The 16,042-nt window shown below is 32.9% G+C and carries 13 protein-coding genes; 11 read left to right on the top strand and 2 right to left on the bottom strand.

The annotated features are described in order from the left end of the window. Positions 1-79: 79 nt before the first annotated feature. Complete coding sequence (locus tag BCR21_RS14185; protein ID WP_167351793.1) at positions 80-796, bottom strand: LytR/AlgR family response regulator transcription factor; 717 nt, start codon at positions 794-796, stop codon at positions 80-82. Positions 797-1,057: 261 nt separating this feature from the next. On the opposite strand from BCR21_RS14185, the gene BCR21_RS14190 reads away from it, so the two are divergent. From BCR21_RS14190 to BCR21_RS14240, 11 genes are all read left to right on the top strand, one after another. Continuing rightward, the gene (locus BCR21_RS14190; RefSeq protein WP_069647112.1) at positions 1,058-1,765 is read left to right on the top strand and encodes a GNAT family N-acetyltransferase; all 708 of its coding nucleotides are present in this window, start codon (positions 1,058-1,060) and stop codon (positions 1,763-1,765) included. A gap of 37 nt (positions 1,766-1,802) precedes the next feature. Further along, the gene (locus BCR21_RS14195) at positions 1,803-3,197 is read left to right on the top strand and encodes a M24 family metallopeptidase (RefSeq protein WP_069647113.1); all 1,395 of its coding nucleotides are present in this window, start codon (positions 1,803-1,805) and stop codon (positions 3,195-3,197) included. A 438-nt stretch (positions 3,198-3,635) separates the two neighbouring features. Next, on the top strand, positions 3,636-4,352 hold the full coding sequence (rsmG, locus tag BCR21_RS14200) for a 16S rRNA (guanine(527)-N(7))-methyltransferase RsmG (RefSeq protein ID WP_069647114.1): 717 nt from the start codon (positions 3,636-3,638) through the stop codon (positions 4,350-4,352). A 15-nt stretch (positions 4,353-4,367) separates the two neighbouring features. Then, positions 4,368-5,129, top strand: coding sequence for a ParA family protein (locus BCR21_RS14205; protein ID WP_010766686.1), 762 nt, complete (start codon positions 4,368-4,370; stop codon positions 5,127-5,129). Continuing rightward, positions 5,122-6,015, top strand: coding sequence for a ParB/RepB/Spo0J family partition protein (locus BCR21_RS14210; protein ID WP_069647115.1), 894 nt, complete (start codon positions 5,122-5,124; stop codon positions 6,013-6,015). The genes BCR21_RS14205 and BCR21_RS14210 overlap by 8 nt, the downstream gene beginning before the upstream one ends. 1,154 nt (positions 6,016-7,169) lie before the next feature. Continuing rightward, positions 7,170-7,997 carry a helix-turn-helix domain-containing protein gene (locus tag BCR21_RS14215; RefSeq protein ID WP_069647116.1) on the top strand — a complete coding sequence of 276 codons (828 nt, stop codon included), beginning with the start codon at positions 7,170-7,172 and terminating at the stop codon, positions 7,995-7,997. 36 nt (positions 7,998-8,033) lie between these two features. After that, positions 8,034-8,825, top strand: coding sequence for a coiled-coil domain-containing protein (locus tag BCR21_RS14220; RefSeq protein ID WP_069647117.1), 792 nt, complete (start codon positions 8,034-8,036; stop codon positions 8,823-8,825). 17 nt (positions 8,826-8,842) lie between these two features. After that, positions 8,843-9,973: a CCDC34 family protein gene (locus BCR21_RS14225; protein ID WP_069647118.1), complete on the top strand. Its 1,131-nt coding sequence runs from the start codon at positions 8,843-8,845 to the stop codon at positions 9,971-9,973. 335 nt (positions 9,974-10,308) lie between these two features. After that, a complete protein-coding gene (locus tag BCR21_RS14230; RefSeq protein ID WP_069647119.1) occupies positions 10,309-11,487 on the top strand; it encodes a WxLIP family cell surface protein in 1,179 nt (392 codons plus the stop codon). Between the two features lie 78 nt (positions 11,488-11,565). Then, entirely contained in the window at positions 11,566-12,804 is a 1,239-nt protein-coding gene (locus tag BCR21_RS14235) for a hypothetical protein (protein WP_069647120.1), read from the top strand. A 374-nt stretch (positions 12,805-13,178) separates the two neighbouring features. Further along, positions 13,179-14,282 (top strand): tyrosine-type recombinase/integrase, encoded by a 1,104-nt coding sequence (locus BCR21_RS14240; protein WP_069647121.1) that lies wholly within the window; start codon positions 13,179-13,181, stop codon positions 14,280-14,282. A 65-nt stretch (positions 14,283-14,347) separates the two neighbouring features. Here BCR21_RS14240 and BCR21_RS14245 read toward each other — a convergent pair whose 3' ends face one another. Further along, positions 14,348-15,853 carry an AcpB/EbpR/MafR family transcriptional regulator gene (locus BCR21_RS14245; RefSeq protein ID WP_069647122.1) on the bottom strand — a complete coding sequence of 502 codons (1,506 nt, stop codon included), beginning with the start codon at positions 15,851-15,853 and terminating at the stop codon, positions 14,348-14,350. Positions 15,854-16,042: the final 189 nt, after the last annotated feature.

Genomic DNA, 16,042 nt, shown 5'->3' on the forward strand with positions numbered 1-16,042 from the left:
TAAGATAAAACAGATTTTTTTGTTTATATTTTATTAAGGATGGAATATAAAATTAAACTTTAACCATGATCTCCTTATTTTAGAATCGCTGTATTTGTTTTTTTGCTTCATCTTTAAAAGTTCTGCTCATAGGCAAAGAAGTCAGCCTCTCTTGTTGTATGTCGTGTTCAAAATGCTTAACAAATACTTCATTTTTAATGATCTTAACAATATAATTTACGTTCACCACATAACTACCATGTATTCTAGTAAATAAATCGTTATCCAACTTATCTAAAATTTCAGCCATTGTTAGATATGTTTTGTAAACTTTTCCTGTTGTGTGGATATAGGCGATGCGTCCACTTTTAGCGACATAGACGATTTCATCCATTGTAAGCACAATAAGTTTTCGGTTAAAAGAAAACTCGAAGTACGCATGAATAGCAGTAAAATAATTTTTTGCTCGGTCCATTATTTCTAGTAAACAGTCATCAGAAATCGGCTTAACCAAATAATCGAACGCTTGGACTTTGAATACTTCAGGCATCCGCTGAACATTGTCAGATACAAAAATAATCAATGCTTCTAAATCAAAGGCCCGTATTTTTCGAGCTAATGCGATACCATCCATTTCATTTAGTTCAATAGAAATGAAGTATATAGCGTAATGTACATCTATTTCCTTTAGGTGCCGTACTAATTTTTCTCCGTTACTAAAAAAATCAAATTCGTATTTTTGAGAAGTGTGTAGAGTTATAGATTTTTCAATTTTTCCCATTTCTCTCTGGTTGTTATCACACAATGCAATCTTCAATGGCTCATCTCCCTTGAGTTTAAGATTCAAAATGTAAATATATAGTGTGTTTGTCATTTTTTTTGTTTATTTTTATCAATTCTAATCATATCATATTTTTATTACAGAAATCCTCAAAAATTTTACTCAAATCACTCTTTTTAGAAAATTTGATACACTCTTTTTGAAATACTAATTATTTTAATGAAAATGCATGAATGCTATATGTATAATTAGCTGCCTTTTTTTGATACACTAAAGATAGTAAATGGGGGAAGCGAAGTGAAAAAAGGTCAACAATACAATTCATACAACCAACCAATCGGCTATCCAGTAACTAACTGGTCTACAAGAGCATATCCAAAAAAATCAACACTAGAAGGAACCAACTGCCGATTAGAAAAAGTAGACCCAAACAAACATTTAGAAGATCTATATCAAGTATACGGACCGCAAAGTAATCCTAAAAATTGGACATATATACCTTTAGTGCCATTTAAAAATAAAATAGAATTCTCAGAGTATCTCACAGAAATGAGCCACTCAAAAGATCCATTTCACTACGCCATTATTGATAAAACAAGTGGAAAAGCATTAGGAACAGTAGCTTTGATGCGGATAAATCCCGAACATGGAACAATTGAAGTTGGTTTTGTGATTTATTCTGATCAGCTGAAAAAAACGCGAATAGCCACGGAAGCACAATATCTTTTAGCTTGTTATGCGCTAGATGAGTTAGGCTATCGACGCTATGAATGGAAGTGTGATGTGTTAAATGAGCCTTCTAAAAATGCAGCACTGCGGTTAGGTTTTGTTTTTGAAGGGGTTTTTCGTAACGCTGTAGTTTACAAAGAACGCAACCGGGATACTGCCTGGTTTTCTATCCTTGAAAGTGAATGGCCAAAACAAAAGGCACGGATGGAATCATGGTTGTCTGACTCCAATTTTACTGCTGATGGAGAGCAAAGAAAGCGTCTGAATGAGTTTTAAAGTGTAAAAATAACATACTTGAAAGGAAATCGATGAAATGAAAAAGCCAGAAATCCAATTAACAAAAGTTTCTAAGCCAATGATTTTTAACGATGTAGCTCCAACTTTTTTAACAGATGAAACGATGGATGAGAGAAAGCAAAAAGTATTAGACAATATGAAATCAGAAGGTTTTGACACACTAGTAATCTATGCAGATAGAGAGCATGGTGGTAATTTTGAATATTTAACGGGTTTTATTCCCCGTTTTGAAGAAGGACTACTTGTTTTAGAGGTTACAGGTGAATGCACGTTGATTCTTGGAAATGAAAACTTGAAAATGGCAAAGGTCGCCCGGATCGAAAACCGATTGATCCACTCGCCATTATTTTCTTTACCAAACCAGCCGATGGATAACGAAGCAAGGCTGGAAGTGATTTTTGAAAATATCGGTTTATCTGAAAAGAGTAAGATTGGTGTTGTTGGCTGGAAGATGTTTACGACAGCTGAATCAGAGAATGATGCTTATTTTGATCTTCCGTATTTTATTATTCAAGCACTTTTGACAAGCAAAAACGAACAAGCGGAGCTAAAAAATGCGGCACATTTATTTATTCGAGGGGATAAAGGCGCTCGTACAACCAATAATGCAAATGAGATCGCGCACTATGAATATGGAGCAAATCTATCTTCCAGTTGTATTTTAAATGCGATGGATGCAGTTCAAGTCGGCGTGACAGAAGCTGAATTAGGCAATGAACTGACTGCTGAAGGACAAACCAATACGGTGGTGACGATTGCCGCAACAGGTCAGCGTTTTGAATATGGGAATGTTTACCCAACACATAAACAAGTAAAATTAGGTGATCCATTATCTTTAACAACTGCATTTAAAGGTGGTTTGTCTAGCAGAACTGGTTTTGTGATAGAAAACGCGTCCCAACTTCCAGAAAATCAGCAAGATTATTTAGAGCGGGTGGCTAAGCCTTACTATCAAGCAGTTACTACTTGGTTGGAAACGATAAAAATTGGAATGCCAGGGAATGAGCTCTATCAAATGATCGAAACTGTTTTTCCTCAAGCGGATTATCATTGGCACTTGAATCCTGGTCATTTAGTATCAGACGAAGAATGGATGTCATCTCCGATTTATGCTGGATCTAAGGAAAGATTGAAGAGCGGAATGATTTTACAAATTGATATTATTCCATCTGTGGCAGGCTACACTGGAGTGAGCGCAGAAGAATGTGTTGCACTGGCTGATGAAAATTTACAAAAACAAATCAGAGAGGATTATCCAGAATTATGGCAACGAATAAGCACAAGAAAAAGTTATCTCAAAGAAATATTGGCTATCGATTTAAGCGAAGATGTCATTCCCTTGTCTAATACAGTGGGGTATTTACGACCATTTTACTTGGCAAAAGATCAAGCATTTCGCTGTGTTAAGTAGATTAATAAGGTAAAGAGAATAAGGATCCGTAACTCATTTTGAAGTTTGGGTCCTTATTTTATTTTGGAAGCCCATTGTTACACGTGAAACATTTGCTCAATTTCCTTTGAAACAATGTTATTTTTCAAAGTCTCAACATTTTCGATAGATACATATTTAAGAGTATTATTTATTTAGAGGCGTTAAAATATTTCTACACTCAAAGAGTCGATAATTTATGAGTAAAAATAAAGTAGTTAGTTTAAGATGTTCTTTTTGTTTGTATCTGAAACCAGAAGAGGATTTTTTGCCGTATATAGCCCTATATAAATAGAAAGAAACATTTCATTACAACTGCCATAAATCTCGCTAAAAACATTGCAAGAAATTGCTATTTGCGTTAAAGTAAGAAAAGACAACTGTGAAACATTTTTCTGTTTCACGCAAGGAAGGAAACATATGATACCAGAAGAATTTAAACAACTATTAAGCCAAAAAGAGATCCATTTATCGGATCATCAAATGGAACAATTTGCTCGTTATTTTGAATTACTCGTTGAGTGGAATGAAAAAATGAATCTAACAGCGATTACAGAAGAAAAAGACGTTTATTTAAAACATTTCTACGATTCGATTTCGCTAGCGTTCTTTGAAGATTTTTCAACAAATAAATCAATTTGTGATGTAGGGGCTGGAGCAGGATTTCCTAGCATTCCGTTGAAAATTGTTTTTCCAACGTTACAAGTAACGATTGTTGATTCATTAAATAAAAGAATCACATTTTTAACTGAATTAGTAAATGAGTTGAAGTTAGAAGAGGTCTCTTTGTACCATGACCGTGCAGAGACGTTTGGTCAAAAGGAGGAATTCCGTGGCGCTTTTGATTATGTAACAGCTCGTGCAGTTGCTCGTTTAAATGTATTAAGTGAACTGTGCCTACCGTTAGTCAAAAAGGATGGTTTTTTCTTAGCCTTAAAAGCGGCTAAAAGTGAAGAAGAAATTATTGAAGCCAAGCCTGCCATTGCTATTTTAGGTGGTAAATTTCAAAAAGAAGTATCATTTGAATTACCAATCACCGAAGATGAGCGACATATCGTTGTGATCCAAAAGAAAAAAGAAACACCCAAAAAATACCCAAGAAAACCAGGTTTACCAAATAAACAACCAATCAAATAAGATGGAGGGACACAAATGGCACGAATAATTTCTGTAGCGAATCAAAAAGGCGGCGTTGGTAAGACAACGACCACTGTGAATCTAGGTGCTTGCCTTGCTTACTATGGCAAGAAAGTGTTGCTGATCGATATTGATGCTCAAGGAAATGCAACTAGTGGTATCGGTGTACGTAAACCCGATGTTGCAACGGATGTTTATGATGTATTAGTGAATGAAGAACCAATCAAAAATGTGATTCAACAAACCTCTCGTGAAAATTTAGATATCGTTCCCGCAACGATCCAGCTTGCTGGAGCTGAAATTGAATTGACGTCAATGATGGCTAGAGAATCTCGTTTAAAAGCTGCCATAGAGGAAATAAATGATATCTATGACTTTGTTTTGATTGATTGTCCGCCGTCTTTAGGACATTTGACGATTAATGCTTTTACAGCGAGTGATTCGATTTTGATTCCGGTACAATGTGAATACTATGCATTAGAAGGATTGAGCCAGTTGCTAAACACGATTCGTCTCGTTCAAAAACATTTTAATCCAGATTTACGTATTGAAGGTGTATTGCTTACGATGTACGATGCACGAACAAATTTAGGCGCTGAAGTTGTGGAGGAAGTTCGCAAATACTTCCGTGAAAAAGTGTACGATACAATTATTCCTAGAAATGTCCGTCTGTCTGAAGCACCAAGCCATGGTTTGTCGATTATTGATTATGATCCCCGTTCACGTGGTGCCGAAGTGTACCAAGCACTAGCAAAGGAAGTGTTGGATAATGAGTAAAGGAAAAGGTTTAGGTAGAGGTATTGATGCATTGTTTCAAGATTTTGCTAGTTTGGAAGATGTAGATGTTCAAAAAGAAGAGGTACTTGAAATTCCTTTAAATGAACTTCGTCCGAATCCTTATCAGCCAAGAAAAACATTTGATGAAGCATCCCTTCAGGAATTGGCAAACTCAATTCAGCAATCAGGTGTTTTTCAACCGATCATTGTTAGAAAATCAGCCGTTAAAGGTTACGAAATCATTGCTGGTGAAAGACGTTTTCGCGCATCGAAATTAGCAGATAAAGAAACGATTCCAGCAATCGTTCGCGAATTCGATGAAGAAGCCATGATGCAAGTCGCTGTTTTAGAAAACTTGCAGCGCGAAGATTTAAATCCGCTAGAAGAAGCAGAAGCGTACGATATGCTGATGAAAAATTTGAAATTAACACAAGTAGAAGTCGCAGAACGTCTAGGAAAAAGTCGTCCATATATTGCAAACTACTTACGTCTATTAACATTGCCAACGCAAGTCAAAGAGATGGTTCAAGGCGAAACCTTATCAATGGGTCAAGCTAGAACATTACTTGGCTTAAAGGACAAAGACTTGATTTTAACATTGGCAAAACGAGTAGTAGAAGAAAACTTAACGGTTCGTCAGCTAGAACAAATCGTCAACGACTTAAATGAGAACCAAGGCAAAAAAACACCTAAAAAAGAAAAGAAAAATACCAAAGATAAACCTTATTACATTCGTGAAAGCGAAGATCGCTTAATGGATAAATTCGGCACGACTGTTGCAATTCAAGAAAAAGAAGGCAAGGGGAAAATTGAGATAGAGTACCTTTCACAGTCTGATTTAGCTAGAATTTTAGATATTTTAGAAATTCATTTTGACGAAGCTTGATTAACTAGATAAATAGATAAAAAAAAGCGTAAAGCGAAACTAAAAATAGTTTTGCTTTACGCTTTTTTGTATGAGAATAAACACAGCGTGTACTAAGTTAAAAAGCAGTCATGTTGTTGTTTTTTATTAATTTATATATTCGTACCGTTTAGATATCTATAAAAATGATTATATTCAAAAATAACATATTTTTTCTTGTTTTTATATAAAATAAGAAAAATCTATAATTGTTTAAATTAAACCACATGAATGTTGTTAAATAGATACCTTGGTTAATTATCCTATACCACGAGTATACAATAAAGAATTTGGACATGTCAATGAGGAATAAAAAATAACAATATATTTAATTTATGTATATTATAGCTTATAAAGAAGACAAAATCATCATTTATCGATAAAACATTGATAAGTAGCTATATTATTCTATAAAAATTAAGGTAGGCTACTCCTATATTTCTGAAGTTCATAAAAAATAGTAGCGCGTAGTATTTTTACTTATTTTCTTACGCCGTCAAATGAACCGTCAAATATATTATTTTAGACTAACAGTATTTGCTGGTGTAGTTGGAGAAAAATAGTTCCTCTCAATATTAATATACGCAATACAATAAATAATCATAGAAAAAATAGAGTGTTAGTTAAATGAATAAACTGATTAAAGTTGTGACTAGAACAATAAATAGTTGTCAATCACTGTAATTTTCCTTTCCTTTTTTCAAATTCCTTAAAAAAAGTAAACTTATATTAAAAGTCTGAAAAGAAAATGATCCAGTGTAATTGTATTTTAAGTGAGACTGAATGAAAACGAATAAAAAGAATCGCTATTATTATTCTTTTTAAATTTATAAAACAATGTAGATTCATTTATTTTTATAAAATCATTATTTTCATGATGTTTTCTTCGTTTTTTTAAAAATAGACCGTCGTATAACCGTCAAAGAGAGAATAGAAATGTTTGTATACCAAACTTTAAAAGTTGTTTTTTCTTATTTTATATAAGAATAGGAAATTCCTATTATCTAATAGTTACAGTTTTATGTAGTACAGTATTTAAAATTATGAATCACATTTATCTGTCTAGGGAATTTTTATCAAATAATAAATGGTTGGAATTTACTATATATAAAATTTAAAAGGAGGATTTTCTTTTTATGAGGAAAAAAATTATTATATTGACTGACACACTAAGTGCAAACGGGTTATTGCAAAATAGTTTGTTGAATATGGATTATGAAATAATGGTTTCAAAAGATATATTAACTCAACCAAAAGATAAAGAGTTCTATTTTCTGCAAAATTTTGATCTTATTATTTATCAACAATCTATGTATAGCGGGCTAAAAGAGTCATTCCTAGATAACTTGGCATTATTGAACAAACCAATTGTTGTTTTAACATTTGAATCAGAACAGGCTAACAAATCTAAGTACCTGAATGATGCTAATGTGAGTTTTGTTCGTTATCCAATATCTGTCACGGATCTAGCAAGCAAATTAGCGGCTATTTTTGAAGAGAGTGCCAACCGTAAAGGTAAAAATAGTCAAGAAAGAGCAGTGGATTCTTCTATGAATAATGGAGAGGCTTCACGAATGACATCATCATCGTCAACTTTAATTAAGGTGAAAAAACAGTATTCTTTCCAATTAAAGGATCGGACATTGATTATTGATAGCTGGCTGATTCCATTGACTAAAAAGGAACATCAGGTATTAGAACATTTTATTGAATCTGATCAAAGAGTTTTTTCAAGTCAGGCACTATGTGAAGCGATTTGGACGAATGCTAAACAAAAAAATAAACAGGCTTTGTTGAGCAATTTGATTAATCGTATCAAACAAAAAATAATGGAAAAAACATCGATTTTTGAACCATTCATTTTAAATAAAAAAGGGATAGGCTACTACTTGAATCAGGAGTTTGTCGAACTAGATGAACAAAATGATGAAAAAATAAGAGAGCTACTGGTAGGTAGTGTTTAACTTAAAATAGGATACGTAAGAAGGGAAGCGGGAGAATTGGCGATATTTAATAAAAAAGGCAAAAAAAAAAAGAATGATGATGAGTACGAAGAATACTATGATGAGTATGACGAATACGACGAGTACGATGAATATGACGACGATGATGATGAATATGAAGAAGAATCGTATGAGCCTCCTAAAAAGAGTCGTCCTGAAACTTCAACTAAGAGAGAGCGTTTGGAAAATACTATGAGAAAACAAGAGCAAGAAGTACAAGAAGAACAAGCAGCTGTAATTGAACATTTAAACAACGAAAATCAACAATTTCAAAAAGAAATGCAACGTCAAAAAACAATGGCTGAGCGTTTGAAAGCTGAAGTCGAAAATAAACAGCAAGAAATCGATCAATTAACAATGCGTCTGACAACTTCATCTAAGTCTAAAGAAAGAATTCTTTCGCTTGAAGAACAAGTAAGGCAATCTGAAGAGTTGAGAGTCCAATTAGACGAACAATTGTTAGAAGAGCGCAATAGAAGTGTTGAGACTGAAAAACAACTTCGTCAACAAGATCAGATGAAAAATCAAATTGCAGAAGTTTTGATGGAAGCAAAAGAAAAAGCGCAACAAATCATTGAACGTGCAACTATTGAAGCTGATCGAACAGTAGAAGCGGCAAGACATGAAACTAAAAAAGCCGTGTCAGAAGCCTCGATTGAGTTGAAAATGATTAATCAGGAAGCAGCAAATTATCATACGCGAATTCTTCGTTTGCAAAGTGAAACGAGTGTGTTGATGGAGGATTTGTTAAACAAATCCAGCCGATTAGCTGATCAATCACTAGATTAAGGGAAGGGGATTAAGAAGTGGTTTATCAAAATATTATGGTTGACATTTATCAAGCCGCTTCCCCAGCAGTAGGTGAGCGTCTGTTTGATGATGATATGTTACGGGATATCTATTATATTTGCGAAGAGATTTTTCAAAAGAAAAATAAAAGAATCCCCTATCCTCAAAAAGAAGTAGAAGAATACTTTGAAGAATTTCATACCATAATTTCTTTTTTTAAACATGTAGAAATTACTTTAGATTTTGTAGATCTTGACTGGTCTGCGTTGTTGGATGAGCTGATTCATACCTTTCCTCAAATTGCTTGGATCGGCGGTTCTAAAGAAAAAGAAGATAATCGTATTGTTTACTTTATTGATTTTGTACCTATTGCTTATCGAGAGACTGGATTTCCTTTCATGGTCAATTTATTGCAGTCATTAGATCAGCAGCTATTTAATGACTATGATGATGTGCTAGAATCGTTTGTCTGCGAAATTGAAAGACTGGTAGCTATGTTTATAAAACCTCTTAAAGCATCTAATTCTAGTCCTGCACAAGATGCAGAGGTTGTAGAATACAGTGAGGATGATGATAACACGAACTATTTGATTAAAATGGAAGAAGCTGTCAGTAGAGAACGATATGCAAAAGAAAGAATGCGACTTGCAAATAAGAAATTGGAAGTCGTAATCGATCAGATGGAGCGGCAGAATCTTTCTAGGGCGATGAAAGAATTAAGTCAATCAAATAGTGATGAGAATGAAAATTGGGATCACATATTAAAGGTGGATTTACGAGAATATTCTCAACTACTGCAAAAAGCCAAATTTTTAGAGCAGTCTTGGATGATGAATAAAGAATTAATTACAAAATCGGAAAAAATGACGATTTCGGATAATCAATTGACCTATGAAAGAGAACAGGTAAGAAGTTTCAAAGATTCTGTTTCTACGAATGAAATTTACTTGGTTTTAGATGAGTGTAAGTTAATTGAGTCTAGAGTAAAAATAAAGAAAAAATCTTGGTTTCGTCCGCCACATGTCCGGATTATGAAGATGGATTATGATAGTATACTGAATAAAGCGGCTTATTTTGATCTTATACAGGGAGAAAACTACTTACTTGAACAGATTGTGATAAACGAGGAGTCAATCGTGGACGACTAAAATTGTTTTTCTCTTGAATTTTTAGAGAAGTAACACGATTTTGTTTGAAAAAGCAAAAGGATTGGGAATTGTCAGCTTTTCCCGTCCACCACTACATAAAGCATTTAAATATCTACTTAGGTAAAAATAATGTAAAAAAGATTATCGCTAAAACAGCAGAATTATCAATGATATAAGAAAGAGGCGTATCGGTACACTAAAAAGAAACTCAATTGAAATATTAGGAGAAAGTAATATTTTGTCCTTACTGTTCATTTGATTGTCACACCTGTTATGTTTTTTTCTTTTTTCAAATCTGTACATATGATTTTACGATGCAGGGAGCTTAAAATTCCATGATTAATAAACGAAAAATACTTCGCTTGATTGTTGTAATGATAGGAGTTTTTCTTTTATCGCTAATATTTATGATTACGAAAGCTCAAGTTGGGCTGGCGGTTTCGGTAAAGCCGATTTTACCAAAAAATCAACATAATTCACAAGCAACATATTATGATCTTAGAATGAAGCCAGGTCAAAAACAGGACGTACAGATGGAGTTGACCAATAGTTCTGATAAAGAAGAACAAGTCACTCTAGAAATCAACGATGCTACAACAAATGATGCGGGAGATATAGATTATTCTGATCGATCAAAATCCGTTCCAAGAGACAAAAGCCTAGGCATTTCTTTTAAGGACATTGCGACTACTGAGGCAAAACTGACGATTCCAGCTAAAAAAACGATCACAACAACGGTCCGTTTAGATATGCCTGAAAAACAATTTGATGGAATGATTTTAGGTGGTATCAAAGTTGTTTCATCAGAAAAAAATATTGAAACTTCTGATTCAAACAATAAAGAAAAACAAGCTAAAAAAACATATATCGTAGCGGTTAAACTAACCGAAACAGATACACCAGTTGTAGCAAAATTAAATTTATTAGACGTCGTTTTTTCAAAAGAGTCAAATAAAAATATTATAAAAGCAACTATTCAAAATGATCAAGCAGTGAACTTAGAAGATATTGATTTTAAAGCAGATGTATATAAAAAAAACTCAGATAAAATTTTTGCTCAGACGAAGGTAACGGGCTATCGAATGGCACCTAATTCAAGTTTCATTTTCGTAATCGATGGTGAGAAACAAGGATTTAAGGCTGGGAAATACCAAATCGATCTAACGGCTAAATCTAAAGCAACTAATCAAGAATGGAAATGGGATAAAGAGCTGGAAATCACAAAATCTGAAAACAAAAAAATAGAGAACACTGCAATTGATTCAGAGAAAGGTAAGATAATGTTTTACACCATTATTTGTGTGATCACATTCGTTTTATTACTGTTACTCTTATTGCTGTTGCTGATTTTAAGAAAGCGAAAAGAGAAACGCTATGAAGAAGCCTTATCTTACAAGAAGAAAAAGCGTGACCGAAATAATAAAAATTCGCAACGAAAGAAAAAACCAAAAGCAAACAAGGTTGATGATGGTAGGAAAAAACGTCCTGCAAATTCTAAACGATTAAAAAGATAGAGTTTTAACGCATAAAAAGTAGGGTCATCATATCTGCCTGAATAAATTTAGGTGCAGAGATTTTAGGAGTTGGAGGATATGAACGTAGTTGAACAAAATACCCAAAAGCAGGGAAAGAAAATAATAAAAAAATATATTCTCCATCGAAAAGTTAATCGAAGACTTTTAGGAGTGGAACTTTTTAACAATCACTTAGTTACGCCGCATGAAGCTTATCTATCCTGTAAATTGATCTTTAAAAAAGATGTTCACTCTTTGATGGAACTTGAGCAGATTTCAAAAAAAATATATAAAACTTGGACTGAAAAAAATGATGAATTACTCATAAAAAAAATCAATGTTTTTACATCAACTGCATATATCGTATTGACGTTTACTATAGGTTTTTATGAGGAAGCGCAAGTAAAGCATCTGCGAGGATTAAAAGAATTTGCCAAAGAACTCATCGAAACTCATGACAGCATACTCAAGGAGGAAAAAGAACTTGAATATAAGAGAAAAGAAGAAGAAATCTCTGGCGTTTTAGAAAAGTTCAGCCAGCTAACTAAAAAAATAGAGGGCTTAGAAGATCGGCTCACGAAAAGTGAATCAATCGTTTTAGATTCAGGCGAGTTGCTAAAAACGGAGCTTACTAAAGTAAGTCAAACAATTAAAGCACAAATGAGTCAAGTAGAGTATAACGTGAAAGATAATCAAGGCTATTCTGAAAACAAAGAACAAGTAGTGAAGAAAACGAAACCAAATCTTGAAAGTACAAGTTACATAACGAAAAAGATCGTAAGCGAAAAAAAAGATCGAGTACGTAAGTATAGTTTTGATCGATCCAAACAACATTCAGTAACTTTAAAAGTAAAGAATTGGGTATCGGATTGGTCACCAAAAAAAAAGATAATTAAAGCAAATCAAGGGCTAAATAAAAAAAATGCTTTAAAAGACTGTATGTCCAAAATTGAGATGGACGTTTTAACGTGTTTTACAAAAAATGAAGAATTGAATAAAAAACGAATGGTACCAAAAAAACAATTTTTAACTTTAAAAGCGAAAGTAGAATTTATTGATTATTTATGGATGTTGTTGGAGTTGGAAGGAAAAGAAGAAATTATCATTGCGGATAAACTAAGTTGTCGAGAGCTGATTGAAGATTTGGGTCAGTTTATGGAACTTGTAGAAAAAGTTTCTGTTGGTCCGACAATTTTTAATTACTGGGTATATTGTTCACAAGAAATGCTGGTAAAACTAGAAGGATATGCCGCCTTAAAAGATTTTTTAAGTAGTTCTTTGAGGTTAAGTAACAATACTCTGGTAAATGAAGCATGATGGTTAACAGGTTGATTTGGAGAAAAAAGGGGTGGTGTACAAGAAACTAGAACAGTTTCAGATGTATAGGCCTCTTTCTTTTTCTTCGAATATTATACAAATATTATTTGTATAACAAATAAATTTAGCATTCTACTTCCAAATTTTTTCTTTTTTAGGAAAATTTTTGAAATGAATCGAAAAAAATTATAATGCATACTTGGTTAAGAAAACTGAACGTATTGTAAAGTCTTGTGTAGAAGTATATGAAAATTGAAATTAAATAGATTGATTTTAAATAAATGATTTAATGTTTGATAAAAATAACATAAAAATAATTAAAGAGTTGTAGTGATTGCATTTTTTAAAATTAAATTTTAGAAAGGATCTTAATTATGGCAAGAAGAGGAGAAAACATCTATAAAAGAAAAGATGGTCGCTGGGAAGGCCGATACATAAAAGGTAGACAACAAAATGGGAAAATTCATTATGGTTATATCTATGGCTATAAATACTCGGAGGTCAAGCACCAACTTATCTTGATGAAATATGAAAAACAGACAAGCAATAGTAAAAATCTATTACCTTATGAAGGAAAGTTACTAGACTGGACAAATTACTGGTTGAAGACATTTGTTCGTCCGAAAGTAAAAAGTAGTACTTACGCTAGCTATAAAAATAAAATGGAAGTCCATGTATTATCAAGAATTGGTTCAGTTAAGCTGCAAAAACTGAAGCAATCAGATATTGATTATTTACTAAAAGAGATGGATCAAACGTTGAAAGCAAGTTCTATCAGGTCAATTTTTTCAGTATTAAAAAATTGTTTGGGCAAGGCAATATCTTTAAACTTACTTGTAGAAAATCCATGTATGGGATTGGAACTTCCGAAAACAAGAAGAAAAACAGTGCGGGCTTTATCCATTAAAGACCAAGCAAAGTTAGTCAAAGAAATCAATACAAATCAGAAATTTTTTTCTATTATGCTCGCTTTACAGACCGGACTTCGAATTGGAGAAATTTGTGGACTAAAATGGGAAGATATTGATTTTGAAAACAACACATTGGGTGTTAATAGAACAGTACTTAGAATTCAGTCGCAAGACAAAGCTGGAAGAAAAACAGAGATTGTGGAAGTCACACCTAAAAGCGATAACTCTCAACGAAAAATTCCAATTACTAAGTCTTTAAAGAAAAATTTGCTTGAACTTCAAAAAGTATCAACTAGTGATTACGTTATTTCAAACAAACAAAAGGCTTTAGAACCTCGCACGATAGCGTATCGTTTTCAAATAATTCGTAAAAAGATTGGGTTGGAAAAATTTTCTTTCCATTCGTTAAGACATACTTTTGCCACTCGCTGTCTAGAGGCTGGCGGAAATATTGCAACAATAAGTTCATTATTAGGACATTCATCAACAAAAATGACGCTGGATTGTTACACAAATTCATTTTTCACAGAAGAACGTCAGCTGGTAGAAAAACTTGAATTTATCTAACACAAAAATTTTAGTTGGTAGAAGCAAGACCTACTCTTATATAGCAGGTCTTTCAGGGAGCGTTGTCAAGACGAATAAATCTTATACAGTAACTGATCAAGATCTGAGAAGTCCTTTTTTTCATTGTAGTTGGTCAAAAAGAAAAAATACTTTCCTCTTTTTTTTAAGTAAGAACAATCTACATTACTAATAACCAGATCATAAAATTGGTTTGGAGCAAAGGGTCCTGCTTCTGCAAAAGTGTTTAATCCAACATATTTGATCCACTGGTCTGTAAATTTTTTTTTGCATAGTAAATCACCTTCAATAAATATTCCAACAGAAATTTTAATTTTGACACACTCTTCATAAAAACTTAGGGCATGAGCGTATTTTGTGATAAGAACAGTGTCATGGGTGGGATCTACAAAAATTACTGGGTATTTTTCTTTTAAGTAATTAACAAAATGTTGAATCGACTCAGAGTGTATCGTCTTTTCCTGTTCTGTATAATTTAGTTCCCAATAAGAATCAATATGTCCTTTAAATATCAAATGGCGGTAGCTAATAGAATTTAGATAATATTGAAGGGTTGATCGGTGATAATTGTTTAAGCAAGTGTTTGGATAGCAGGTTTTCATAAAATCAAAAAATTCGTTATTCAGAGTTTGTATAAAAAATCTACTGTATCTTTCAATTAAATCAAGTTCTTTTAAGCAATGTGAATTAGCAGGAATGATATCTTCGCCGAGCATGAAGAGAAGCAATAAAATAATTTCATCAGGAGGCATTTTAAAAGAGTAATAAACTAAAAATGATCCAAGCGTTTCATTGATTTTTTTGAATAAGCGAGAATTTTTAAGTGCATTTACGAATCTCTTTTGACTACAAATATCTGATTTGTTATTGAAAAAAGGTTCCAGTTCACTGAAGTCCGGTATAGTTTTTTGTGCATTTCGCCTTTTTAATAGACTTAAATAGATGATAAGTTTTTTTCGAGCTAAGACTGACATTGGGCTGCCTAATAGCTGCTGAATATGATTGGCTGTTTCGTAAATTCTAGGATCGACATTCGGAGCTTTTAATTGGTGTTTAGGGTCTGTGACGCTGTAAAGAGATACATAAAAAAAACGAATTTGCAATTCAGAACCAAGTAGAGAACCATTTTGGATTGTCAAATCAAATTCATTTAATAAAATGTTCAATTCGTTGATTTTCCTGAAGTATGTGGAATGGCTGATGCCAATTTTTTCACATAAGCGAGTGACATCAATGGTTCCGCAAAGCAGTAATTCTTCTAAAATGGTATATTTTGGTGCATGGATGATCAGTTCATTGTACAAAGTATGAAGAGAATAATCAGGTTTGGTTTGAAATATAATTGTATGTTTATTTACTTCAATGGAAAAACAGTCATTTGATTTTTTTGCTGAGGTCATCAATTCTTCGAGTAGCTTTGATAAAAAATAGTTGCCTATATCTAGATGCCGTAAAAGCTCTTTTTTTGTTGTAGTACCGCCAACATTGCTCAGATATATTAATATGTCAATTTGATAAACTTCCAATTTTTCTAGTAAGTCAAATTTTCTCATAGTAGAACTCCTTTAAATATAAGTATAAGAATAGTAGTTAGGATATAATGTGATGAGTCATATCAGAATAAACGTTGGGCTACTAATACATCTCATTTCAATATCATTATTGGTGACAACTTCGGAAATAGGTAGTAATATTTTCAATATTATCCAACATAAATTGAGTAAATACAATTTTATTTAAAT

Origin of the sequence: Enterococcus ureasiticus (assembly GCF_001730285.1) — a bacterium.
Classification (GTDB): domain Bacteria; phylum Bacillota; class Bacilli; order Lactobacillales; family Enterococcaceae; genus Enterococcus_L; species Enterococcus_L ureasiticus.